This is a genomic window from Streptomyces racemochromogenes (genome assembly GCF_044129415.1).
In the GTDB taxonomy this organism is placed as follows: domain Bacteria; phylum Actinomycetota; class Actinomycetes; order Streptomycetales; family Streptomycetaceae; genus Streptomyces; species Streptomyces racemochromogenes_A.
The window spans coordinates 1-21,092 of sequence record NZ_JBBDHD010000066.1; the positions used below are offsets into that span (position 1 = coordinate 1).

Annotated in this window: 24 protein-coding genes and 1 pseudogene; 12 read left to right on the forward strand and 13 right to left on the reverse strand. The window is 71.7% G+C overall.

Annotation, left to right across the window (positions count from 1 at the left end):
* Positions 1 to 297 precede the first annotated feature (297 nt).
* On the forward strand, positions 298 to 1,164 hold the full coding sequence (locus WDV06_RS22970) for a hypothetical protein (RefSeq protein ID WP_395511661.1): 867 nt from the start codon (positions 298 to 300) through the stop codon (positions 1,162 to 1,164).
* A 44-nt stretch (positions 1,165 to 1,208) separates the two neighbouring features.
* On the opposite strand, the gene WDV06_RS22975 is transcribed toward WDV06_RS22970, so the two are convergent.
* Positions 1,209 to 1,742, reverse strand: a complete 534-nt coding sequence (locus tag WDV06_RS22975; protein WP_395511662.1) for a hypothetical protein — start codon at positions 1,740 to 1,742, stop codon at positions 1,209 to 1,211.
* 264 nt (positions 1,743 to 2,006) lie between these two features.
* On the opposite strand from WDV06_RS22975, the gene WDV06_RS22980 reads away from it, so the two are divergent.
* A complete protein-coding gene (locus WDV06_RS22980) occupies positions 2,007 to 3,272 on the forward strand; it encodes a hypothetical protein (protein ID WP_395511663.1) in 1,266 nt (421 codons plus the stop codon).
* A gap of 19 nt (positions 3,273 to 3,291) precedes the next feature.
* Here the strand turns inward: WDV06_RS22980 and WDV06_RS22985 are convergent, their stop codons facing one another.
* The 4 genes from WDV06_RS22985 to WDV06_RS23000 form a co-directional block, all read right to left on the reverse strand.
* Positions 3,292 to 3,789 (reverse strand): allene oxide cyclase barrel-like domain-containing protein, encoded by a 498-nt coding sequence (locus WDV06_RS22985; RefSeq protein ID WP_395511664.1) that lies wholly within the window; start codon positions 3,787 to 3,789, stop codon positions 3,292 to 3,294.
* A 191-nt stretch (positions 3,790 to 3,980) separates the two neighbouring features.
* Positions 3,981 to 4,367 (reverse strand): MerR family transcriptional regulator, encoded by a 387-nt coding sequence (locus WDV06_RS22990; RefSeq protein WP_395511665.1) that lies wholly within the window; start codon positions 4,365 to 4,367, stop codon positions 3,981 to 3,983.
* 53 nt (positions 4,368 to 4,420) lie between these two features.
* Positions 4,421 to 5,473 carry a zinc-binding dehydrogenase gene (locus WDV06_RS22995; RefSeq protein WP_395511666.1) on the reverse strand — a complete coding sequence of 351 codons (1,053 nt, stop codon included), beginning with the start codon at positions 5,471 to 5,473 and terminating at the stop codon, positions 4,421 to 4,423.
* Between the two features lie 163 nt (positions 5,474 to 5,636).
* Positions 5,637 to 6,209: a TetR/AcrR family transcriptional regulator gene (locus WDV06_RS23000; RefSeq protein ID WP_395511667.1), complete on the reverse strand. Its 573-nt coding sequence runs from the start codon at positions 6,207 to 6,209 to the stop codon at positions 5,637 to 5,639.
* Between the two features lie 143 nt (positions 6,210 to 6,352).
* Between WDV06_RS23000 and WDV06_RS23005 the strand changes: the two genes are divergently transcribed.
* On the forward strand, positions 6,353 to 7,090 hold the full coding sequence (locus WDV06_RS23005; protein ID WP_395511668.1) for an SDR family oxidoreductase: 738 nt from the start codon (positions 6,353 to 6,355) through the stop codon (positions 7,088 to 7,090).
* 14 nt (positions 7,091 to 7,104) lie between these two features.
* Here the strand turns inward: WDV06_RS23005 and WDV06_RS23010 are convergent, their stop codons facing one another.
* Positions 7,105 to 7,929 (reverse strand): helix-turn-helix transcriptional regulator, encoded by an 825-nt coding sequence (locus WDV06_RS23010; protein ID WP_395511669.1) that lies wholly within the window; start codon positions 7,927 to 7,929, stop codon positions 7,105 to 7,107.
* A gap of 125 nt (positions 7,930 to 8,054) precedes the next feature.
* Between WDV06_RS23010 and WDV06_RS23015 the strand changes: the two genes are divergently transcribed.
* Both WDV06_RS23015 and WDV06_RS23020 read left to right on the forward strand, forming a co-directional pair.
* Positions 8,055 to 8,792: an SDR family oxidoreductase gene (locus WDV06_RS23015; RefSeq protein ID WP_395511670.1), complete on the forward strand. Its 738-nt coding sequence runs from the start codon at positions 8,055 to 8,057 to the stop codon at positions 8,790 to 8,792.
* Positions 8,793 to 9,071: 279 nt separating this feature from the next.
* The gene (locus WDV06_RS23020; protein ID WP_395511671.1) at positions 9,072 to 9,713 is read left to right on the forward strand and encodes a carbonic anhydrase; all 642 of its coding nucleotides are present in this window, start codon (positions 9,072 to 9,074) and stop codon (positions 9,711 to 9,713) included.
* 221 nt (positions 9,714 to 9,934) lie between these two features.
* Here WDV06_RS23020 and WDV06_RS23025 read toward each other — a convergent pair whose 3' ends face one another.
* From WDV06_RS23025 to WDV06_RS23040, 4 genes are all read right to left on the reverse strand, one after another.
* The gene (locus tag WDV06_RS23025; RefSeq protein WP_395511700.1) at positions 9,935 to 10,330 is read right to left on the reverse strand and encodes an STAS domain-containing protein; all 396 of its coding nucleotides are present in this window, start codon (positions 10,328 to 10,330) and stop codon (positions 9,935 to 9,937) included.
* Positions 10,331 to 10,458: 128 nt separating this feature from the next.
* Positions 10,459 to 10,584, reverse strand: coding sequence for a hypothetical protein (locus tag WDV06_RS23030; protein WP_395511672.1), 126 nt, complete (start codon positions 10,582 to 10,584; stop codon positions 10,459 to 10,461).
* Positions 10,585 to 10,827: 243 nt separating this feature from the next.
* A complete protein-coding gene (locus tag WDV06_RS23035) occupies positions 10,828 to 11,337 on the reverse strand; it encodes a GNAT family N-acetyltransferase (protein WP_395511673.1) in 510 nt (169 codons plus the stop codon).
* Between the two features lie 69 nt (positions 11,338 to 11,406).
* Positions 11,407 to 12,666 (reverse strand): outer membrane protein assembly factor BamB family protein, encoded by a 1,260-nt coding sequence (locus WDV06_RS23040; protein ID WP_395511674.1) that lies wholly within the window; start codon positions 12,664 to 12,666, stop codon positions 11,407 to 11,409.
* A gap of 632 nt (positions 12,667 to 13,298) precedes the next feature.
* Here WDV06_RS23040 and WDV06_RS23045 point away from each other — a divergent pair.
* A complete protein-coding gene (locus WDV06_RS23045) occupies positions 13,299 to 13,637 on the forward strand; it encodes a hypothetical protein (RefSeq protein ID WP_395511675.1) in 339 nt (112 codons plus the stop codon).
* 287 nt (positions 13,638 to 13,924) lie between these two features.
* Here the strand turns inward: WDV06_RS23045 and WDV06_RS23050 are convergent, their stop codons facing one another.
* The gene (locus tag WDV06_RS23050; RefSeq protein ID WP_395511676.1) at positions 13,925 to 14,323 is read right to left on the reverse strand and encodes a VOC family protein; all 399 of its coding nucleotides are present in this window, start codon (positions 14,321 to 14,323) and stop codon (positions 13,925 to 13,927) included.
* 94 nt (positions 14,324 to 14,417) lie between these two features.
* On the opposite strand from WDV06_RS23050, the gene WDV06_RS23055 reads away from it, so the two are divergent.
* Positions 14,418 to 15,407 (forward strand): helix-turn-helix transcriptional regulator, encoded by a 990-nt coding sequence (locus WDV06_RS23055; RefSeq protein WP_395511677.1) that lies wholly within the window; start codon positions 14,418 to 14,420, stop codon positions 15,405 to 15,407.
* Positions 15,408 to 15,478: 71 nt separating this feature from the next.
* On the opposite strand, the gene WDV06_RS23060 is transcribed toward WDV06_RS23055, so the two are convergent.
* Complete coding sequence (locus WDV06_RS23060) at positions 15,479 to 16,126, reverse strand: TetR/AcrR family transcriptional regulator (protein ID WP_395511678.1); 648 nt, start codon at positions 16,124 to 16,126, stop codon at positions 15,479 to 15,481.
* A gap of 67 nt (positions 16,127 to 16,193) precedes the next feature.
* Here WDV06_RS23060 and WDV06_RS23065 point away from each other — a divergent pair, with 67 nt between their 5' ends.
* Complete coding sequence (locus tag WDV06_RS23065; protein ID WP_395511679.1) at positions 16,194 to 17,153, forward strand: hypothetical protein; 960 nt, start codon at positions 16,194 to 16,196, stop codon at positions 17,151 to 17,153.
* Positions 17,154 to 17,523: 370 nt separating this feature from the next.
* Here the strand turns inward: WDV06_RS23065 and WDV06_RS23070 are convergent, their stop codons facing one another.
* Positions 17,524 to 18,030 carry a hypothetical protein gene (locus tag WDV06_RS23070; protein ID WP_395511680.1) on the reverse strand — a complete coding sequence of 169 codons (507 nt, stop codon included), beginning with the start codon at positions 18,028 to 18,030 and terminating at the stop codon, positions 17,524 to 17,526.
* 404 nt (positions 18,031 to 18,434) lie between these two features.
* Here WDV06_RS23070 and WDV06_RS23075 point away from each other — a divergent pair, with 404 nt between their 5' ends.
* From WDV06_RS23075 to WDV06_RS23090, 4 genes and pseudogenes are all read left to right on the forward strand, one after another.
* A complete protein-coding gene (locus WDV06_RS23075) occupies positions 18,435 to 18,965 on the forward strand; it encodes a hypothetical protein (protein ID WP_395511681.1) in 531 nt (176 codons plus the stop codon).
* 20 nt (positions 18,966 to 18,985) lie between these two features.
* A pseudogene (locus WDV06_RS23080) lies at positions 18,986 to 19,144 on the forward strand (IS5/IS1182 family transposase); the annotation flags it as partial.
* 220 nt (positions 19,145 to 19,364) lie between these two features.
* A complete protein-coding gene (locus WDV06_RS23085) occupies positions 19,365 to 19,688 on the forward strand; it encodes a hypothetical protein (RefSeq protein ID WP_395511682.1) in 324 nt (107 codons plus the stop codon).
* Positions 19,689 to 19,874: 186 nt separating this feature from the next.
* Positions 19,875 to 20,849, forward strand: coding sequence for an NAD(P)-dependent alcohol dehydrogenase (locus tag WDV06_RS23090; protein WP_395511683.1), 975 nt, complete (start codon positions 19,875 to 19,877; stop codon positions 20,847 to 20,849).
* The last annotated feature ends 243 nt before the right edge of the window (positions 20,850 to 21,092 follow it).

Consider the following 21,092-nt stretch of genomic DNA (forward strand, 5'->3'; position numbering starts at 1 on the left):
CCCCCCCCCCCCCCCCCCCCCCCCCCCCCCCCCCCCCCCCCCCCCCCCCCCCCCCCCCCCCCCCCCCCCCCCCGCCCGCCGCCCCCCCCCCCCCCCCCCCCCCCCCCCCCCCAGCCACCGGTCCGACCACGGATCCGCCTTCCGACTGGCGTGCATGCGGGAACAGCCTGACGCGTGCGAGCCGCCTGTTGTCGTCGCGCGGGTGAAAGACCGGGTGCAGATGGGTGCCCGCCCTCCCACGCGGGCACCGGGCGGGTACCTCTGTCCTTCGACGACCGCACCACGAGGAGGCCCGCCATGGGATCCGTCCGCACGACCGCGTTCACGGCGACCCTGCTCGCTGCCGCCCTGTCCACCGCCCTGCCGGCCGCCGCCCCGTACGCCCGGGCGGACGGCGCCGGCACGTCGGCGCGGCCGGGGAGCGCCGTCCGCACCGTCACCCAACGGGTGGGCCATCCCGCGATCATGTACCCGAACAGGCTGTACACGGTGGCGGCGTACTGCCCGCAGGGAACGAGGCCCACCGGGGGAGGCGCGACGGTGGAACAGGACCCGCAGAGCGCCGTCTTCATCAAGGACTCCTACCCCGACCCGGCCGACAACGGGTGGGTCGTGCGGGCCTTCAACGCCTCCCGCGAGGTGCAGACCCTGCACCCGCTGGTGGTCTGCTCGACGGATCCCTCCATCAGCTACGAGACCGGCCCGGACAAGCCCCTCCAGCCGGGGGAGCCGAACAACCCCAGCGACGCGAGCTGCGGTTCCGGCCGCACCCGGTTCGTGGTGGGCGGCGGCATCCAGGCCGGCGACAACACCTTCGCCAGTGAGACGAGCATCGGCAACGGGGTGTGGACGGCGCGGGCGAAGTACATGAACTTCGACCCGGACGCGCCCCTGTCGTTCGTACGCGCGACCGCCGTCTGCTCCACCACCGAGTCCGGCTACAGGGCCAGCAGGACCGTCAAGCTGCCGGTCGGAGAGGTCGCCACCGTGCACGTGGAGTGCCCCGCCGGACAGGTGCCGATCGGCGGCGGCGGGGACGGGAGCCCCGACGTCCTGCTCAACTCCTCGGCCCCGACGCCCACGGGCTGGACGGTCAGGGCCACGAACAAGGGCTTCAGCAACGACGACGGGCTCTTCGCCATGGTGGTCTGCACGGCCTCCTGATGCACCGATCCTGACGCAACCGGGCCCGGCAGTGTCCCGGCGGATCAGGGACGGACCGGGAGGCGGTGGGCCGGGGGTGAGCCGTCGGTGGGGATGGAGCCGCGCGTTGCCAGGATCTCGCCTGTGTCGGCGAACTCCCAGTGGGTCGCACGCTTTCCGTCCTTGAACGGCCATTCGACGCGGACGACAGGGCGGCTCAACAGGCTTTCGAACCAGCCGGCGCACCGCTCAGCGAGCTCCTCGACCGTGCCGGAGGCCCGGAAGAAGCCGTGCTCGGGCGACTCGTGAAGGTTGAAGAGCTGGTCGCAGACCTTCCCGGCCAGCACGTGTGTGCCGTGGAAGTGCACGGCCCACTCGGCGAGCAGCTGCCGGCGCGTCTCGTCGAGAAGGCCGATGTGGACGAGGAGCGACGACTCGTCCTCGGGCCGTCCGACCTGGCTGGGAGCCCACGGCACCTGCCACGCGGTGGCCCGGGCTCGCAGGGCTGCCAGGAAGGCGCGTTCGGCCTCGTCGAAGTCCCAGGGCTCCTCGCCGTACTCCTCCGGGTCCTCGACCTCGAACCAGCTGTTGACGTCCACAGGGAGACTCTAGAACCACGATGTGCCCTGCTCGTTCCACCGACCGCCACGCTGCCCCGGCTCCGGCACGTGCTGCCGGTCCCGTCGTGGGAAGAGCACGTGAATTACGGCCAACCTGACGCCGCTCGCACGCGCGTAGACCCTCCGCGAGGCCAGCGACCCCACCGTGTCCGACTATCGGACGCACTGGCTGAAAATTAAACTACTATGTGGCGCGCGGACTACGTTGGCCGCGGTTGACGTTCCACCGAGAGGAAACCCCTCATGACCGCAGCCGACAGCGCGCCGAGAACGGCCCACATCCTCACCGGCTACCGCCCCGAGGACGCGTACATCGCCGCAGAGCTGGACCCGCCGCCAGCCGAGTACGTATGGCATGACGAGCACGCCGAACAGCAGGAACAGCGCTACGGCCCCGGAACGCGATACCGGCAGTGGCTGGCCGTCGACCCCAACGACGGCGCCGTCTGGTTCGGCGACACCAACTGGCGTACGCCGACGGACAACCTCAGCGGCCAGCTTCCCGGGCTCCCCCGCAGGACCCTCGGCGACGGCACCCTCCCCGCGCCCGCCACCATGGTCCAACTCCTCAGCCACCTCACCCACGACCAACAGCAGGGCTGCACCTGGCGCTTCTTCACCGCCGAAGAGCTCCACACCCTCGCCCAGCGCGTGCTCCCCGCCGTCCAGCGCCTCGTCGACTCGATCCACCGCATCGGACCGAACGACGAACTCGAATGGTCCGCCGAGGCCGCCACCGCCTGGGACGACATCGAACACACCACCACCCCCACCCTCGACCCCGGCGGCACACTCCACTGGCCGAGCCCGCGCACGACACCGACCCCCGCCTGGCGCGTCGAGGTCGGCGCCTTCCTCGCCGTCAACCCCGAGCTCTGCGACCCCTCCTGGGCCGTGGCCGCCGACACCGAACTCGACGCCTACGCCGACTACCACCCCGCCACGGGCTACGGGGGAGTACCAGGCAGGATCTGCAACACCGCCGACCGGCACATCGAGGACGGCTTCACCTTCTACGGCCACCGTGCCGCCCTGTACGCCTACCGCGCACAGGCGTCCGGCGACCGCACCCCGACGGACGCCCGTACCTGGCTGGAGACGACGGACGCCGGAAAGGGCACCTGGGAAGCCGCCAAGCCCCCCGGAGCCACCCTCGCCGACGTAGCCGACTTCGTGCTGACCGACCTGGCCGACAGGTTCCAGAACACCGCGCGCGAACACGGGCTCGTCCTGACCGGACTCACCACCTACCTCCGAGACCTGCGCGCCGAGGAACGCGCCGGCGTCGACCAGCAGCTCCGCTTCGAAGGCGAGGAAGTCGAACGCCTTGAGAACCTGCTCAAGGACTTCCGCGCCGGACGAAACCGCACCGTGACACGGATCCTGGCCTGGTCCGACGGCCGCAGCGACGCCGAGATCGCCCGCTTGGCCCGCATGCCCGACGAACACGTCAGCCAGTGGCGAGCCCGCCTGAGCGACGATCAGACCACCACCCCACCCGGCCCGTGAGACCGGTCGTCGGGGTCGGTCAGACGAGGTGGATCGTGAAGCGCCTCACGACCTTGGGGGTCGTGGCGATCGTGTCGGAGTGGACCCAGCCGCGAGCCTTCTTGTACTCCCCGGTGCCGCCAGTGATCGCGTTGTCGAAGGGACCCTGGTCGAGGTAGTTGAAGTACATTCCCTGCACGGTGAGCTGGCCGCCCGGGAGGGTGTAGGTCACGACGCACTGCTCCGCCTCATCGGCGCCGCCCCGGGTGGTGGTGCAGGTGCCGTGGCTCTCGCCGACCTTGTGGTGCGCCTCGTCGAAGAGGTCCGAGCGGACGACGACTTGATCGCCCTGCGAGACGCTGCCGGGGGTGACGGGGAAGCGACTCAGCTGCTGCACCTCGGCCAGGAGGGTGATGGTCCGGTCCTTGTCCCCGGCCCGGGCGGAACCGGTGTCCGTCGTGGCGGCCGCGACGGGGGTGCAGGCGAGGAGGGTGACCAGCGTGGCCGTGCCGAGGCAGGCCGCTCTGATGGGGCGCATGGTGCGACTCCTGAGGTTGATGTTCGAGAAATGCCAGGCAGCGAACTTCCATCCGATTGCACGCGATTCCCTTCATAACCTCGAATCCGCCGCGCCGCCGGGCACCCTTGGACGAACCACCGGCACATCCAGCCGGTCGGACGAAAGCCAGGCGGCGGACCGCGGCACGAGCGGCGGTGCGCTGAGCGGTGTCAGTCGGCCCGCGGGCGGGTCCGGCGGCCGGTTCGCCGGGCGAGTTCCTCGCGCTGTCGGCCGAGCCTGGCCAGCTCGGCGTCGAGGGCGGCGATACGGCGGTCGACCACGGCTGCGAAGCCGCCGTGGCCGGTCTCGGACCCGCACGCCGTCGCCGGGTCGCGGGTGAGCAGCGGGAGGCGGTCCGCCCGGGTGCGCAGGTCCCCGATGGTCAGGCCCAGCGCGAGCAGTTCCCTGATCACCCGGACCAGGGCGACGTCCTCGGGGCCGTACTCCCGCTGTCCGGATGCGGTGCGGGCGGGCGGGGGCAGCAGGCCGCGCTGTTCGTAGAGGCGCAGGGCACGCGCCGTGGTCCCCGCCGCTGCCGCCGCGTCACCGATGCGCATCCGCCCCACCTCGTCCCGGTCCCCTGTCGTGTGCCCGTGCGGATGACGTACCGCTACAACCGCACGACCACCGCGCCGAAATGACGTCCGGCGATCAGTTCGGGCAACGCCCGCACGGCCCCGTCGATTCCGTCGACGGTGGAGTAGGGGAAGCGGATCGCGCCGGACCGCAGCCAGCCGCCGAACCGCTCGCGCCATTCGGCCTGCACCTCGGGGTGATCGGTGCCGGCGTAGCCGCGCAGCGAGAGGCCGCGGACCACCAGTCGGAAGGTGTCGATCTCCACGGGCGCGGTGTCACCGCCCCGTTCCGGGGCCATCTGGCCGGCCAGCGTGCCGACGACGGCCACGCGCGCCCCCTGCCGGGCCACCGCCAGTGCGGCCGTGAGCTGCTCGCCGCCCACGGTGTCGAGGACCACGTCGATGCCGTCCGGGGCGGTGGCCCGGAGCCGGTCGGCGAAGGGCGGGTGTTCCGGGCCCCGCAACAGGACGTCGTCGTAGCCGAGTTCCCGTACGAGCCGGTCGGCCTTGTGGTGCGAACCGGTGCTGCCGAGGACCCGTGCGGCGCCCAGGAGCCGGGCGATCTGCCCGGCCAGGGTGCCGACCGCGCCGGCCGCACCGGTGACCAGGACGACGTCGCCGGTCCGGACCGGGGCCAGCCGGGTCAGGGCGCCGTACGCGGCGGACCCCTGGGCGAGGTGTGCGACCGCGGTCGGCAGGGCCGGGTCGAGGGGCGACACCTCGGTGGCCGGAACGACGGCGTGATCACGCCAGCCCGCCAGGTGGACCACCCGGTCGCCGGGGCGCAGCGGGCCGTCGGCGGGTGCGGCGAGCACCTCGCCCACGGCGGGGCCGAAGAGGGCGTCCCCGGGCTGGAGGAGGGGCAGGGGCAGGCCGTCGGTCTCGCCGCCGATCAGGGTGCGCAGGCCGGGGAAGACCAGGAAGTGTTCGTTCCGCACGAGGACCCGGCCGGGGCCCGGCTCGGGCAGCGGGGTGTGGGCGACGGTGAAGTGGCCTGGCGCCGGCAGGCCGTCGGGGCGGGCGACGAGGCGGACTTCCCTGGTGGTGCGGGGCAGGACGGTGGTCGGCACGGCGGGCCTCCTGGGCATGGGCGTGTAGGGAGCCCGGACGCTAACCCCTGACCCGCGGGTCAGGGTCAAGCCCACGGCCCGCGGCCGGCCGCCCAGGACGCCGGGCCCACCGAGGACCGGCCGTAGCGGACCGGTCCGAAGGACCCTGCGGCGGGGGAGCGGGCGGTTCCCGGAGGAGGCCTTACGGGCGAACCGTGAGCCCGTCCAGGGTGAGGTCGAGGAGGCGCTCCGCTCGCGGTCGGTGTTCCGCACTCGCCGAGGTGAGGGCGATGCCCTCCAGGGCAGCGGCGAGGTCGGTGGGCTGGATGTCGGTGCGGATCGCCCCGGCGGCCACGCAGGCGTCCATGAGCGAGGTGATGGCGGCCTGGATCATCTCCCGGCTGTGGCCATAGGGGTTGCCTCCCGTAGCGGCGATGGCGCGCAGGGCGTCGATCATGCCGTACTTGGCGGTGACGTAGTCCAGGAACAGACGTGTCCACGCGCGCAGGGCCTCTGCCGGAGGCTTCTGCCCAAGGAGAGCGGGGGCAGCTTCGCACAGGTGGGCCACCTCGTTGCGGTAGACCGCCTCGATCAGGGCCTCCCGGGTGGGGAAGTTGCGGTAGAGGGTCGCACTGCCCACGCCGGCCTCCTTGGCGATGCGTTCCAGGTGCGCGTCCAGCCCCTGCGTCGTGAAGACGTGCACAGCGGCCGTGAGGATCTTCTCCCTGTTGCGCCGTGCGTCAGCCCGCAGCGGCCGAAGCGTTCCCTCGTTCATCGGTGCTTGCCGTCCCCTCTTCGCAGCCCGCCTGCTTGCTGACCGGGCACGCCCCCATTTAGGGTGGGCTAACTGGGGACGCCTCCGGTTTCACTGTAGGTCATCGCACTGATCTGTGCAGACCCCGAGAAAGGAAGCCGATCATGTCGGGCATCCAGGGCAAAGTCATCGCGATCACAGGTGCCAGCAGCGGCATCGGTGAGGCAACCGCGGCCCACCTCGCCGCACAAGGCGCCCGCCTCGTGCTCGGAGCCCGGCGTGAGGGGCGGCTGAACGCCGTCGTGGAGGGCATCACGGCGAAGGGAGGCACCGCCACCGGCGTCATCGTCGACGTCACGCGCCGCGAAGACCTCCAGCGCCTCACCGACACGGCCCTCAGTCAGTACGGTCGACTCGACGTCCTCGTCTCCAACGCAGGCACGATGGCCGTCTCACCGTTCGACGACCTGCGCCAAGACGACTGGGACGCCATGGTCTCCACCCACATCACCGGCCTGCTCAACGGCATCGGGGCAGCCCTGCCCATCTTCCGCCGGCAGCGCTCCGGCCAGTTCGTCAACGTCGGCTCCACTGCGGCCTACGTCGTCAAATCGCCCCAGGCGGTCTACGCGGCCACCAAAACGGCGGTGAAGGTGCTCACCGAGGGCCTACGCCAGGAGTCGGGACCCGACCTGCGCGTCACACTCGTCTCACCCGGCTTCACCCATACCGAGGGCATCGGCAAGGGAGCCAGCCCTGAAGCCGCGGCCGCGATGACCCGGCAGCGGGACGAGATCGCCATGCCGCCCTCGGCCGTCGCCTCCGCCATCGGCTACGCCATCGAACAACCCGACGGCGTCGACGTCAGCGAGATCGTCGTACGCCCCACCGCGCAAGCCTGACAGCGCGAGCCCGGCTACCCGTACCGCCCCGGTCGGCAGCCGCCGAGCAGGCGGAGGGCTTCGGCGCTCGGGCTGCCGGGGTCGGCGTGGTAGACGATCAGCTGCTGGCCGGGGGCTTCGCGGACGTCGAAAGCGTGGTAGGTCAGGTGCAGGGTTCCGACGTCGGGGTGGAGGAAGTGCTTGGCCGCGCGGGTCTTGCCGCGCACGGTGTGCGTGGTCCACAGCCGGGCGAAGTCCGCGCTGCGTTCGCCCAGTCCGTTCACGAGGGCACGAAGCCGGGGGTTTGCGGGGGCCAGGCCTTCCGCTTCGCGCAGGTGGCCCACGACGGCCTCGGCCGTCCGGTCCCACCGGGTATGGAAGCGCCGGCCGGCCGGGTCCAGGAACACCATCTCGGCCAGGTTGTCCACCCGCTCGAAGGGCGAGTACAGGGCTTCGGCAAGGGCGTTGGCGGCCGCCATGTCGAGCGTGGGGCCGGTGACGAACGCCGGCGTGTCGCGGTAGCCGTCGATCAGCGCGCGCAGAGCGGGACTCACCCGGCCCGCCGCAGACGGGTCCGGACGGCCCGGCACGCTGCCGGCGAGCCGGTGCAGATGCGCCACGGTGTCGGCGTCCATCAGCAGGGCGCGGCCCAGTGCCTCCACCACCTGCGCCGAGGGACGCCGCTCGCGCCCCTGCTCAAGCCGCGTGTAGTAGTCGGCGTTCACCCCTGCCAGCACGGCGACTTCCTCGCGGCGCAGCCCCGCCACCCGGCGCACCCCACGGCCCGTCATACCGACGTCGCCGGGCCGGACGGCGGCACGGCGCGCACGGAGGAAGTCGCCCACATGGTTGTCGCTCACGAGTCCCAGGCTAGGCCGCCGACCGCGGCACGTGCCTGGGTGCGTCACACCCAGGCACCTTGCGGCCTGGGCGGCAACCGGACCCCGGCCCAGACTCGATGTCCTACCGAGGCAAGGAGCCGGACATGAACACCCCCATGACGAAGGTCATCGCCGTCACCGGAGCGAGCAGCGGGATCGGCGAGGCGACCGCCCGCCGGCTCGCCGCCGACGGCCACCACCTGCTCCTGGGAGCACGCCGCACCGAGCGCCTTGAGGCGCTCGCCGCAGAGATCACCGCCCTGGGCGGCACAGCCACGGCCCGGCGGCTGGACGTCACGGACGCCGCCGACGTGCAGGATTTCATCCGCTCTGCCCGCGACCTCTACGGCCGGTTGGACGTGCTGGTCAACAACGCCGGGATCATGCCGCTCTCGCCCCTGGAGGAGGCCCGGACCCAGGAATGGGACCGGATGATCGACGTGAACCTGCGCGGAGTGCTGCACGGGATCGCCGCGGCCCTCCCGGTGATGCGCGCCCAGGGCGGCGGTCACATCGTGAACGTCGCCTCCGTCGGGGCCTACGAGGTCACGCCCACCGCCGCCGTCTACTGCGCCACCAAGTTCGCCGTCCGCGCGATCAGCGAAGGCCTGCGCAAGGAGTCCGCCGGCGACGTCCGGGTGACCGTCGTCTCCCCGGGCGTGACCGTCTCCGAACTCGCCGACCACATCACGGACGCGGCGGCCCGGGAGGCCATGCGCAGCTACCGCAAGGTCGCCATCCCGGCCGGCGCCATCGCGGACGCGATCGCCTACGCCGTCTCCCAGCCCTCGGAGGTCGACGTCAACGAGATCGTGGTCCGACCTTCCGCGAGCGCCCAGTGACGCCGGCCGCCCGCCCTGATGACGCGCGGGGGCGTGCACTGGACCGCAAGGACTGGGAGGCCTGGGCCGCTCGCCGGGCCGAGGACGCCGGGCAGCCCGACAGCCTCGGCGCGCGGCCTCGCCGCCGGTCGGCGCGACGGCGCCGGCGCCCGGACCACACAGGAACCGGCCCCGGCGGAGGCGACCGGGACCGCGGTGTGCCAGGCGGGGGCTCGGGAGGTGGTCGCACGCGGGCCCCCGGTCGAGCGCTTGTACGAGACCGGCCGTAGCCTTCGTTCCATGACTGAAATTCTGCCGCCGACACCCCGTGATGCCTTCGAACTGCTCATGGCCGGCAACCAGCGCTTCGTCTCCGGCAGCCCCGAGCACCCCAACCAGGACGCTGCCCGCCGCACCGAGACCGCACCCTCCCAGCAGCCCTTCGCCGTGCTGTTCGGCTGCTCCGACTCCCGGCTGGCCGCCGAGATCATCTTCGACCGCGGCCTGGGCGACCTCTTCGTGGTGCGCACCGCCGGCCATGTCGCCGGAACGGAAGTCCTCGGGTCCATCGAATTCGGCGCGGCCGTCCTCAACGCACCCCTGGTCGTCGTCCTCGGCCACGACTCGTGCGGCGCCGTCGCCGCGGCCTGCTCCGCCCTGGAGGACGGGCAGACGCCGGGCGGCTTCGTCCGCGACGTCGTCGAGCGCGTGACGCCCAGCGTGCTGGCGGCCCGCGCCGCCGGACGCGAGAGCGCCGAGGAGATACTGGCCGAGCACATCGAACAGACGGTGGACCTGCTGCTGGAACGCTCTCGCATCCTGGCCGACCGGGTGGCCGACGGACGCCTCGGCATCGTGGGGCTCTCGTACCGCCTGGCCGACGGCAGCGCACAGCTCGTCGCCACGCGCGGCCTTGAGACGGCGGCTCCCACCGCTTCCTGACCGCCGGAGCGGATCGCACCGCGTTCCCCCGGTCGGCCCTCGGCGGTGTGCGGGCGGGGGCCGGGCGTGTGAGAGTGGCGGGGAGTCAAGAGGTCCGGTATGTCGGGCCCGGCCGGCAGACGTAGCCACCCCGGCCGGGCCCGGCGGGCCCGTACGGACCGCGGTCCGGGGTCGGCGACCGAGGCGGACGGTGCCGCTGTCAGCCACGGGACGTCAGGACGTCAGGTGGAGGCCGGCCACCCCTGGCCTTCGGGCATGCTGTGCGCGCGGTGTGCGCGTTCTTCGATGAGGCGGCGGAAGCCGGCCAGGGCGTAGCGTTCACCGCACGCTGTGCCGGGGCCGGGGATGCCGGCGATCTGGGCCATGAGCTGCTGGGGCTGGGGCTGCCAGCCCACCACCAGGACGCGCAGGCCCATCAGTTCGGCGCGCCGGTGCAGGTCCAGCAGGTGCAGCAGACCGTCGGCGTCCATGGAGGCCATGCCGTGGACGTCGACCATCACATCCCGCTCCAGCCCGGTGAGGCCTTCAAAGGCCCGGCGTAGCGCTTGGCCCGCGTCCTGGTCGAGGACTCCGCTGATGCCGATCAGAACAGAGCCGCCGCTGTGCTGGACGCCCATAGTGATCAATACCGTCTCCTCCCACCCGGAGGCACCGGGCCTCACCTGTTTCCCCCATCCTGGTGGGTGCTTACCCCAGACGGGTGCAGGACGCGCTGAGGGGCGCCGTCGGCGCCGAGGAACCGGGCTCAGAGGTCCTCCCTTTCGGCGCCGGGCTGTTCCGCTTGCCCGGGAAAGAGGGCGTTCTCCAGGGCATCCAGCCCGAACAGCATGAACACCACCAGAAACGGCAGGAACACAGCGGTCACCACCATGGCGCCTCCCGACGGCAGCGGTCACGGGAACGCGATGCACAACCTCTACGGCCCAGACTGCTCCGAACGGAGGAGCTGGGCGCGTCCGGGGGCGACAGCAAGCCGCCGTCCGGGTGACATCCGGACGTGCGCCCAGGTGCGACGCCGACCGTCCATGGCCGCAGACCGGTCGAAGCCGAGCGACCACACGAAGCGGGCGCCACCCGTGGCGCCCCCTGCCGCCTGCTGTTCACCGGACCTGAATCAGGTCAGGCCGGTGCGAGGGTCGATGGCCCAGTGGTTGGTGTGCAGGACTCGACCGGCGAAGGGCACGTCCTGCTTGCCCAGGAATCGGAAACCGAGGGTGCGGCAGATGCCGTTGGACGGGGCGTTGGTCGTCGCGGGGAATGCGTGGATCAGCCCCCACCGGCCGTCGTCGCGGGCCAGCTCCAGCAGCGTGCGGACGCCCTGCTTTCCGAGCCCGCGGCCCTGGTACTCCGGCAGCACCATCCAGCCGATCTCGGAGATGCGTTCGCCGTCCGCGTCGTGGGGCCACAAGGTCACGGTTCCCGCGACCACGTCCGGCTCGGCCTCATCGGGCACGATCATCTTCGTCCAGTCGGTGTCCGCGGCCACGCGCTGGACATCGCGCTGGACCTTTGCCTCCATGCCGTCGCGAGGCAGCGGCCCGCCCAGCTCGGCCATCATGACCGGGTCGCATCGCATCCGGACGTAGGCGTCGACGTCACCGTGCTCGACATCACGTAGCAGCATCTGTGTTGCTCCCTTGCCTTTGCTGAACAATTTCGGGCCCCGTTCGACGGCAGAACGTGCACGGCAGGCTCACCACCGCTTGTACGCGGAGAAGGGCCGCACGCCCCCGCCGGTACGGACGCCGATGACGAGGTCCTTGTAGGGGAACAGGTCCCGGACGCCTCCGATGCGCTCGCGGAAGGCGCGGTCCTCCTCCTCGTCGCCCGTGGCGGCGTCGTACGCGTACAGGTTGTCGCCGTACTTGTCGGAGGTGAGCACGGCCATGACCCGGCCGCCTTCCGCGTGCAGGCCGCCGGCCCTGGAGCGGGCGCCGCCGAGGTCGGTGCGCCACAGCTCGCTGCCGGCCGTCAGGTCGAAGGCGACGAGCAGCCCCCAGCTGCCGCCGCTGGTGAGGGCGAACAGCCGCCCGTCGGAGACGGCCACGTTCCCGCCGATCGAGCCGTGGGCGCCGGTGGACTCGATTCGCCCCTGGGGGCGGCCGTCGGGGCCGAAGGCGAGGAAGGCACTCACCTCGTCGACGCGCAGCACGATCGGCTCGGTGGAGGTGAAGGCCACGTTCGCGCGCGCGTCGACACCCCGCCGGGCGTCGAGGGGCACGGTCCAGCGGGCGTGGCCGTCGGCCGGGTCGAAAGCGGCGAGCTTGGCCTCGGTGCCGCAGGCGAGCACGGCGAGGACCTGCGTCGGCGCTGCGGCCACCTTGCCCGGCACACAGCCATTCGGCACGGCGGCCGTCCAGCGCGGTGCGCCGGTGCGCAGATCGAACGCGCGCACGGTGGTGCCGTCCTTTCCCCCGTCGAGCACGACACCGAGGCCGGTGCCGGTGGCGACGACGTCGTCCTGGTGGGCGAAGTCGCCGGTCACCGGCGTGCGGGCGGTGTGCCACAGCTCGCGGCCGTCCTTGAGGCCGAGCGCGGCGACCATGGCGCAGCCTGTGGCCCGCTCGCCGTAGGCGATGAGTACGACGGAGCTGGTGGCGGCGGAGCTGGTGGCACAGATGTCGGTCCGGCGCGGTGGTACGTACTCCCAGCGCTGCTTGCCCGACTCGGCGTCGAAGCCGGTGACGGCGTCGAAGCGGCTGCGGACGAGGGTGTCGCCGGCGAGCCAGGCGTTGTCACCGTGCTCGAACGCGGCGCGGTCGACCGGGGTCTCCCAGGCGCGCGTCATGGAGGAACCCGGCCAGTACCCCGAGTTGCCCAGGAAGGCCCAGGCGAAGCCGAAGAGGACCGCGAGCACGACTCCCAGGGCGGCCAGACAGCCGAGCAGCCGCCGCCACCCCGTCAACGGTCGCGTCGTGCCGCCGCTCCCCTCGTCCTCCACTCGCTCCGCCATACCGATCCCCCCGGTTCAGTCATTCGAATTGCGCACAGCGTAGGGGATCGGTGATCACCGGCCGCTGGGGCGACGGTGACGGTCTGCGAGCCGAACACGATCCCGCTGGTGCATGCCGCTTCGGTCTCGGGTTCGAGGTCGACGGCGTGGCCGCGGACGTATCCGAAGAGGGGGGAGTCGTCGGAGCAGACGGCCTCCACTCCCGCACCCGCGCCCCGGCCTTCGGCCCCGAGGGAGCAGTACGTCCGCCACCTCGGCATCTACACCGCGATCTTCACCGTGGACAACTGCCTCGGCCTGAAGAACACCGGCCACCCCACGCCGCCCCCGGCGAGGCCGCCAACATCTTCACGGCCCGGCGCGTGGTGCGAAAGCGCCCCCCCGCAGGTGCTGGGAACGAGCCGCGCGGTGGCCCTCGCCGAGCATCCACAGGACGCGGACGGTGAAGTCCTCGCGTGCAGGTAGCTCTTGTGCAACCTCGGCACCTGGCACGATGATCTACGAGCGCCGCTCGCTCCTGATCCGATCGGAACAGAACATACGTGAGATCCCCTCACCGACACCTCGCTTTCGCTGCCACCGTCCTTTCCTGCGAACTGCTGATCAGTGGATGCAGCCTTCTGGACGGCGGCTTGGCCGAGGACAAGACGCCGCTGACCGACAGTCGGGTCGTGGGGACCTGGAACGGTACCAACTGCCCGGCGACCCTGACCCTCAACGCGGACCACTCCGCACGGGTCACCGGCTTTCCCGTCGACAGCGACGGTTCGAAAGTCACCAAGACCATGGTCGGCGACGGCTCCTGGAAGTTGGACCCCGCTACGGCCCCGCAGCGGCTGTCGCTGACCCTTGGTTCGGGCGGCCACGAAGTCGGGTCGGGCAAGGACGGCAATACCACGGTCCTGTACGTCACCGTCGGTGACCCCGACGACGGTGTCGCCTGTCGCTACCTCCGCTCAAGCTCGGAATGATCCGTCGTCACGCTGCCGTGCGGAGTCGTCGGCGGGGGTATCCCAGATCTCGTCGGTCGCGGCGCTTCTTCGCGCCGGCGACCGAGGAGGCGTAGAAGGCACGGCGCACAGTCGTTGAGCTGGCCATAGCCCCTCGTTGATGGCGGCGACCAGCACGGTTGCCTCGTAGCGGACGGCGAGCTTGTCATGTCGGGCCCGGCCCTCGCTGGGCTTCGGCGCTGACACCGATCCCGCAGACGAGCCGTCTCCTTCAGCCCAGTGGTCAAACTCGCCTGTCAAAGCTGTCGTCAGCGGGCGAACTTCTCGATGGCCCCCGGCGTGACAGGGGTGAAGAAGTTGACGAGGTTGCCGTCGGGGTCACGGAGCAGGAGCGACCGGTTCCCCCAGGGCCTCGTGGTGGGCTCGGTCACGAAGTCGGGGACGAAATCGGCCAGGTTCCGGTACACGCCGTCCACGTCGGGGACGAGGAATTCGATGATCACGGTGTTGTTGTCGGCCGGACGGGCGGAGCCGGGAGCGAACAGTGCCACCGTGCGGGTGCTGCCGATCGCGAGGGTCGCGCTCGGGGTCCGCAATTCGGCGAAGTCCTCGGTGGACCAGTCGGCCCGCACACCGGTGGCCCGCTCGTAGAAGCCGACGAGGCGCGCGATGTCGCCGGTGATGATCCGGATCGAGACGAAGTCCATGGTGCTCTCCTCAAGCTGGTGAAGCCGTTGCACCTCGGACGCTAGAGCAAATAGTGGACAGAATCGGTCCGGTATCAACGCTACGCTCGTGGACATGGCCCGACCCACCAGCCGCGTGCTCACCCTCCTCGAACTCCTGCAGTCGGGCGGCATCAGAACGATGGCCGAACTCGCCGACCGGCTCGGCGTCGACGGACGCACCGTGCGGCGGTACGTGGGCCACCTGGTCGACCTCGACATCCCGGTCGAAGCGGTCCGCGGCCGTTACGGCGGGTACCGGCTCGCCCCCGGGTACCGTCTGCCGCCGCTGATGCTCAACGACGACGAGGCGCTTGCCGTCCTCCTCGGCCTCGCCGCCGGTCGCAGGGCCGGGTTGCCGGCGACGACCGAAACCGCAGGCGAGACGGCGGCTGCCAAGATCCGCCGGGTACTGCCCGAGCGTCTGGCCCGTCGGCTCGACGCCGTCAGGGAGTCCCTCGCCTTCACGGCTGAGCCCGCCGAGGCGGCCGCCCCGGAGACGGGGGCCCTGCTCGCCATCGCCGACGCGGTACGCCATCGCCGCCCGACCTTGATCAGGTACACCGACCGGGACGGGCGGCGAAGCGAACGCACGCTGCACCCGTACGGGATCGTCGCCCACGAGGGCCGGTGGTACGTCACGGGCACCGATCCCGAGATCGGCCAGGACCGGACCTTCCGGCTCGATCGCATCGCGGACGCGAGGACCCTGCCGGGGTCGTTCGACCCGCCCGCCGGCCTCGATCCGGCACGGCGCGTCCTGTCAGGGCTCGCCAAGGCCGCGTACCGGCACGAAGTGACCCTGCGGATCCACGGGACGGTCGAACAGATCCGCACCCGACTGCCCGCCAGCGTCGCGAGCGTGGAGGATTCCGTCGCCGCGGAAGACGCAGATCCGCACACCGAGCGTTGGTTCCGGGTCGAGGTGAGGGCGGAGCGGCTCGACTGGTTGCCACCCGTGCTGGCCTCGCTCGACCGGCCGTTCGTCATCGAGCGACCGGACGAGCTACGCGACCTCGTCATCGCGCTCGCCGACCGGCTCACAGCCTCCGCCCGCCAAGCCTGACCGCGGTACCTGCTCCAAGATCCCAGCTGCCGACCCGGGAGATTGGGGGGCTGACCGGAACGTGCGCCTGCCTACGCCGGCCCGGCAGCGGGGTGGAGGCCGTGGCAGAGCAGGTCGAACCCCTGGACCACGGCCGAGATCACGGCGTCACGGGCCCCCTCGGGCGTTTCGCCGGCCATGATGCGCTGCCGGAGCTCGCGCAGCGCCGCGCGGTGCGTGCCGGCGACGGCCCCCGCGAGGAGCGCGGGGGGCGGGGGAGCGGCGTGGGCGGGGGCGTCCGCGGTGTGCGGCGGATGCCCGGTGAGGGCGGCGGCCAAGGCGGCCTCGGCTCGTTCGCCGATCTCGCGCTCGCGGGCGAGCAGGGCCGGGCTGTCCAGGATCACCTGCCAGAACGCCGTCGCTCCGGGCTGGAGCCCGAGCATCGGATGGTTCTCGCGGAGCCCGGACAGCAGGTCTTCGCGGACGGCCTCGACCGGGCAGGCGCCGGGCGCCCGGTCGCGCACCACGGCGGCCAGGTGTTGCTCGGCCTCCGCTCCCCGGTCGAAGAACAGGTCCTCCTTGGTCGGGAAGTAGTTGAACACGGTGTTGGTGGACACGCCCGCGTGCCGTGCCACCTCGGCGACCGTCACCCGGTCGAAGCCGTACTCCAGGAACAGGGGCAGTGCCGCGTCGGCGATGGCCGTACGGGTCTGCTGCTTCTTGATCTCTCTGAGTCCCACACCCCACATGATAGTGTCACCACAAATTTGGAGTGACACCAAAAATCTTCGAAACCTGGAGGCGACCATGCCCATGAACTTCGGCATCTACCCCGGCGGTCTCCTGGGAGACGAGCAGGGCATCGTCCATCCCGTCTCCCCCGACGACCCCGAGCGCATCAACGCCGCCCTCGACTCCCTGCAGGGCGACGCGGACACCCTCTCGGTGCGCGCCTACCGCTCGTTCGCCGCGACCGTGACCCCGTACGACCCCACGCCCGCTGATCCGCAGGCCTGTCTCCGGCGCGGCCGCACCCTGGACCTCGTGCTGCAGTTCCGCGAACCCTCCGGCCGGCTCGACGGCTGGACGGACTTCGTCCGCGCGGCCGTGAGGGACGGGGGGCCCGGCCTGGCCTGCGTCCAGATCTGCGAGGAGCCCAACCTCAACCTCCCGCCCGTCGACGGCAGCACCCCCAACGTCCTGAACGCGCTGGTCCAGGGCGTGGTCGCCGCCAAGGAGGAGGCCCGCTCCCTCGGCCGCCGCGTGGCCGTCGGCTTCAACGCCGTCCCGTCCTTCGACCCGGCCGACACCTTCTGGTCCGACCTGGGAACCCTGGCCGGCCCGGACTTCCTGCAGAGCCTGGACTACGTCGGCCTGGACTTCTTTCCCGACGTGTTCCGCCCCGTCGCCCCCGGCCGGCTCGCGGACGCGGTCACCGCAGTCCTCACCTCGTACCGCCGTACCTGCCTGCCCACGGCGGGCATACCCGACACCATCCCGGTCCGCGTCTGCGAAAACGGCTGGCCCACCGGCCCCGGACGCACCGAGCACCACCAGGCCGCCGCCCTGGACACCGTCATCCGGACCACGGCCGCCCTCGCCGCCGAGCTGAACATCGACGGCTACTCGCTCTTCGCCCTGCGGGACGCCGACAGCCGGGCCGAGGGACTCTTCTCCCACTTCGGCCTGCTGCGCGACGACTACACCCCGAAGCAGGCCTTCGAAACCTACCGGCGGCTCATCGCGGAACTGGGCGGCAAGGTCTAGGGAAAGCCGATCCACCCCCCCAGCCCGGCTTCACGGCCACCCGGCAACGCAAACGACCACCCCGGTCACATCGCCGACGGCGACGACCCACTCAACATCCCGGCCCTGGAAGCCTTCTTCGCGACGCTGACCGTACTCCTCCGAGCGGGTACGACCGTCGTCGCCGAAGCCGCCTTCCAGGACCGGCTCTGGCGCCTCGGTTCGTCCCCATCAGCCTGCCCGCCCCGAACCTGCTGGTGGACACCTCCGACGGCTACACACCCGACATGGCGGAGATCCAGAGCTTCGTGCGGGGGGCGGCCCCTGAAAACGCAGGCTGAAAGCGCCTTCTCCGCTCCCGGCGGAGAAGGCGCTTCGTCACCTCCGGCCCTCAGGCCCTTTCGAGGTAGAACTTCTCGTGGCTGCCGCCGTTGGCGTTGACCTGGCAGTTCACCGTTCCGCCGGGGCCGGTGGCGGTGGTCACCCCGCTGTCGGTCACCAGGCGCAGGTAGATGCCGGGGAAGGCCGCCGACTCGAAGGAGAACGAACCGTCCGCCTGGGCTCGCAGGTGGTATTTCTCGTACGGGAAGGCTCCGAATTGACAGTTGACCTTCCCGCCGCCGGCCATGTTGGCGGGAACCCCTGCGCCGTCCATGCGCAGGAACACGTTCGGGAAGGCCGCCGACTCGAAGGCGTACGTCCCGTCTGCCTGGAGCCGGGCCTTGTAGGCCGTCCAGGGGCCTGGGCCGTACTGGCAGTTGACCGTTCCGCTGCCGGGGTCGGTGAAGGACGTCACCCCCGTCCCGTCCATGCGCAGGAAGATGTTCGGGAAGAACGTCGACTGGATCGTGATGGGCGTGTCCCCGAGCTTCGCGAGGTCGGCTGCCGATAACGGCATGTTCACTTCTCCTTGGATAGGGATGTGTGCCGGACGAGTCGAACTCGACGCCGATGGCGGCAGCCTTGCGGCGCCGAATTCCGGGAGGGGGATGGGGGAGCGCACTGGAGCGAACCAGACGGACTCATGAACGCCTGGCCCCATGGACTCCATGGGTGAATTCCCGCAGAAAGAGAGCGCGCCGCATCACGACAAAGAGCTTGTCGGCCGCCGTTCATGTATGTCACGCCACTCCGCCCCGTCCCCCCATTTCCTGCTCCCGCAGGCCCCGCACTGACTGTATTCACGCGAACACAGGCTGTCCACCCTCGTGCGTCAGGACGACCGAGGGGTCGCTCTCGTGGGGGATGCTGATCGTGCGTGGGGCCGACGTACCGTCGTCGAGGGTCGGTGATCGTGGGGTCATGCGGATCACACGTCTCGCCCTCCCGCTCGGCGACACCGAGCGCCCCGTTCCCGTCTGGGCCCTCCGGCTCGCCAAGGCCCTCCCGTTCGTCGTGCTGCCGCACTGCCTGTGGCGACTGCCGTTCGCCGCCGACTTCCGGATGGGCATGATCGACCCGGCGGTGCCGGTCGCTCCCTGGTGGACTCCTTTCTACGTCGTCGGGCTCAGTGTGCTGACCGAGGCGCTGGCTCTGCTGACCACTGGGCTGGTGGCCGGCTGGGGTGAGGTGGTACCGCGCTGGGTGCCGTTCGTCGGCGGTCGGCGGGTGCCGCCGCTCGCGGCGGTGATCCCGGCGGTCCTGGGCGGCCTGGTCCTGGTGGCGATGTTCGACCTCTACCCCCTCGCATGGGCGGGCGTCCTGCCCGAGTTGGAGTACAGCAACGGATGGTGGATGGCGCTGGCCCGGCTGTGCATCAGCCCGGCGATGCTGTGGGGGCCGATCGTGCTGGCCCTGGCCTGGGCCTACCACCGGCGGCGCCGACCCGCCTGAGCCGCAGCACAGTGGCCGTGCCGGCTGCCGCAGTGTCAGGTTCGGCGGCCGACCGCATCGCCGACCCCATCGGCCCGTTGCCGGCGCTCACGTCCTGGCGGCGGTTCCGCAGAGACGCCGTACTGATCGTTGGCGGAACCCTCGTCCCCACCTGCGACCACATGATCGAGGAGAAGTCGGGTCCGGGCTCGTGTCGTCGAGCGGGCCGGGTAGCGCCGCGAGGGCCCGTACCGGGGAAGTGCGCCCGGTACGGGCCTTCGTAGGCGGTGCGGGGTCAGTCGTTCCAGACGTCGCCCTTGAAGTCGCCGCCGGTGCCACGTTCGTAGTGGTGCTGCCCTCGCCGCCCGGCTCCTCCCCGAGCGCGAGCGGGCCCGCATCCGCCGCGAGCAGCTCGCCACCATGACCCGGCTCCTCGCCGACCGGCTTCCGGAGTGGAGCTGGCGGGAACCCCGGGGCGGCTCCGTCCTGTGGATCCGGCTTCCCCCGGGCACGGACGCCCGGGTCTACGCCCAGCCGGCGCTGCGCCACGGCGCGGAGGTCATCCCCGGCGACGCCATGGATCCGAGCGGCCTCCACGACGACCACATCCGCTTCCCCGCCTCCTTCACCGCGCAGACCTCGGCGGACCTGGTCGACCGCCTGACGACGGCCTGGGCCGCACTGCCCCGCGGCAGCGCCGCGGGCGCCCCTCCCCGACCGACGGACGGGACCCCGAACGACTGAGGGCCGCCCTTCCGCCCCAAGCCTTCTGGTGGCGCACGGCATGCCTACCGCTCCCGCCCGCCACCCGCACGGCTGACGACGCTCGCCGGTCCGGCCCGTATCGGGGTGACTCCCTAGGGGCGGTCCCCGATACCGGTACGGCCGCGGGTCCCCTAACGTCGCGAACACCCGATGTGCGGAGGCTCGATGAAGGCGATCGTCCAGGACCGGTACGGCTCGTCCGACGTTCTGGAGTTCAAGGAGGTGGACCGCCCGGTCCCCGGGGACGGCGAGGTGCTCGTACGCGTGCGCGCGGCCTCGGTCAACGCCCGCGACTGGCACGTCATGCGCGGTGATCCGTACGTGGCACGCCTGGCCTTCGGCCTGACCCGACCCAGGCAGCCGATCCAGGGCACCGACTTCGCGGGCGTGGTGGAGGCCCTCGGCCGGGGCGTCGCCGGGCTGCGTCCCGGCGAAGAGGTGTACGGCGAGGCCGACGGGGCGTTCGCCGAGTACGTGTGCGCTCCGCAGGACGTGGTGGGCCCCAAACCGGCCGGCCTGACCTTCGAGCAGGCCGCGGCCGTGCCCCTGGCGGGGAACACCGCCCTGATGGGCCTGCGCGATCTGGGGCGGCTGCGGCCGGGGCAGCACGTCCTGGTCAACGGCGCCTCGGGCGGCGTGGGCACCTTCGCCGTGCAGATCGCCAAGGCGCTCGGCGCGGAGGTGACCGGCGTGTGCAGCACCCGGAACGTGGACCTGGTCCGCTCCCTCGGCGCCGACCACGTCGTCGACTACCGGCAGGAGGACTTCACCCGGACGGGCCTGCGGTACGACCTCGTGCTCGACCTGGTGGGCAACCGGACCCTGGCCGACCTGCGGCGCGCGCTGACCCCGGCGGGCGCCGTGGTCCTGTCCGGCGGCGGCGTGTCCGAAGGGGGCAGCCTGTTCGGCCCGATGGGCCTCATCATCCGCGGGAAGCTCATGTCCCGCTTCGGCCGCGGGAGGATCCACGTCCTGACGGCGAAGCGGAGTGCGGACAACCTGGCGGCGCTGCGCGAGCTTGTCGAGCGGGGTGCGCTCGCTCCGGCCGTGGACCGGACCTACCCGCTGAGCGAGGGGGCCGAGGCCATCCGCTACCTGGAGATGGAGCACGCGAGCGCCAAGGTCGTCATCACCTGCTGACGGGGCTCCAGCGGTGGCGGACCCCTGCTCCAGTGACGGGGATGATCTGCCCGTGCGTCACCGCGTCACCGCGTCGCAGGCCCCGCCCCCGGGCCGGACTCCTCGCCGGGCGGGATCCGTCCGGCGAGGACCACGGCGTCCGCGTCTTCCAGCTGCTCCGGGAGGCCAGCAGGACGACCAGGTGGGCCGCGGCGCCGCCACCCTCGTGGCTCGCGGTGGCGGGCGGGCCGCGTGGGGGCGTGG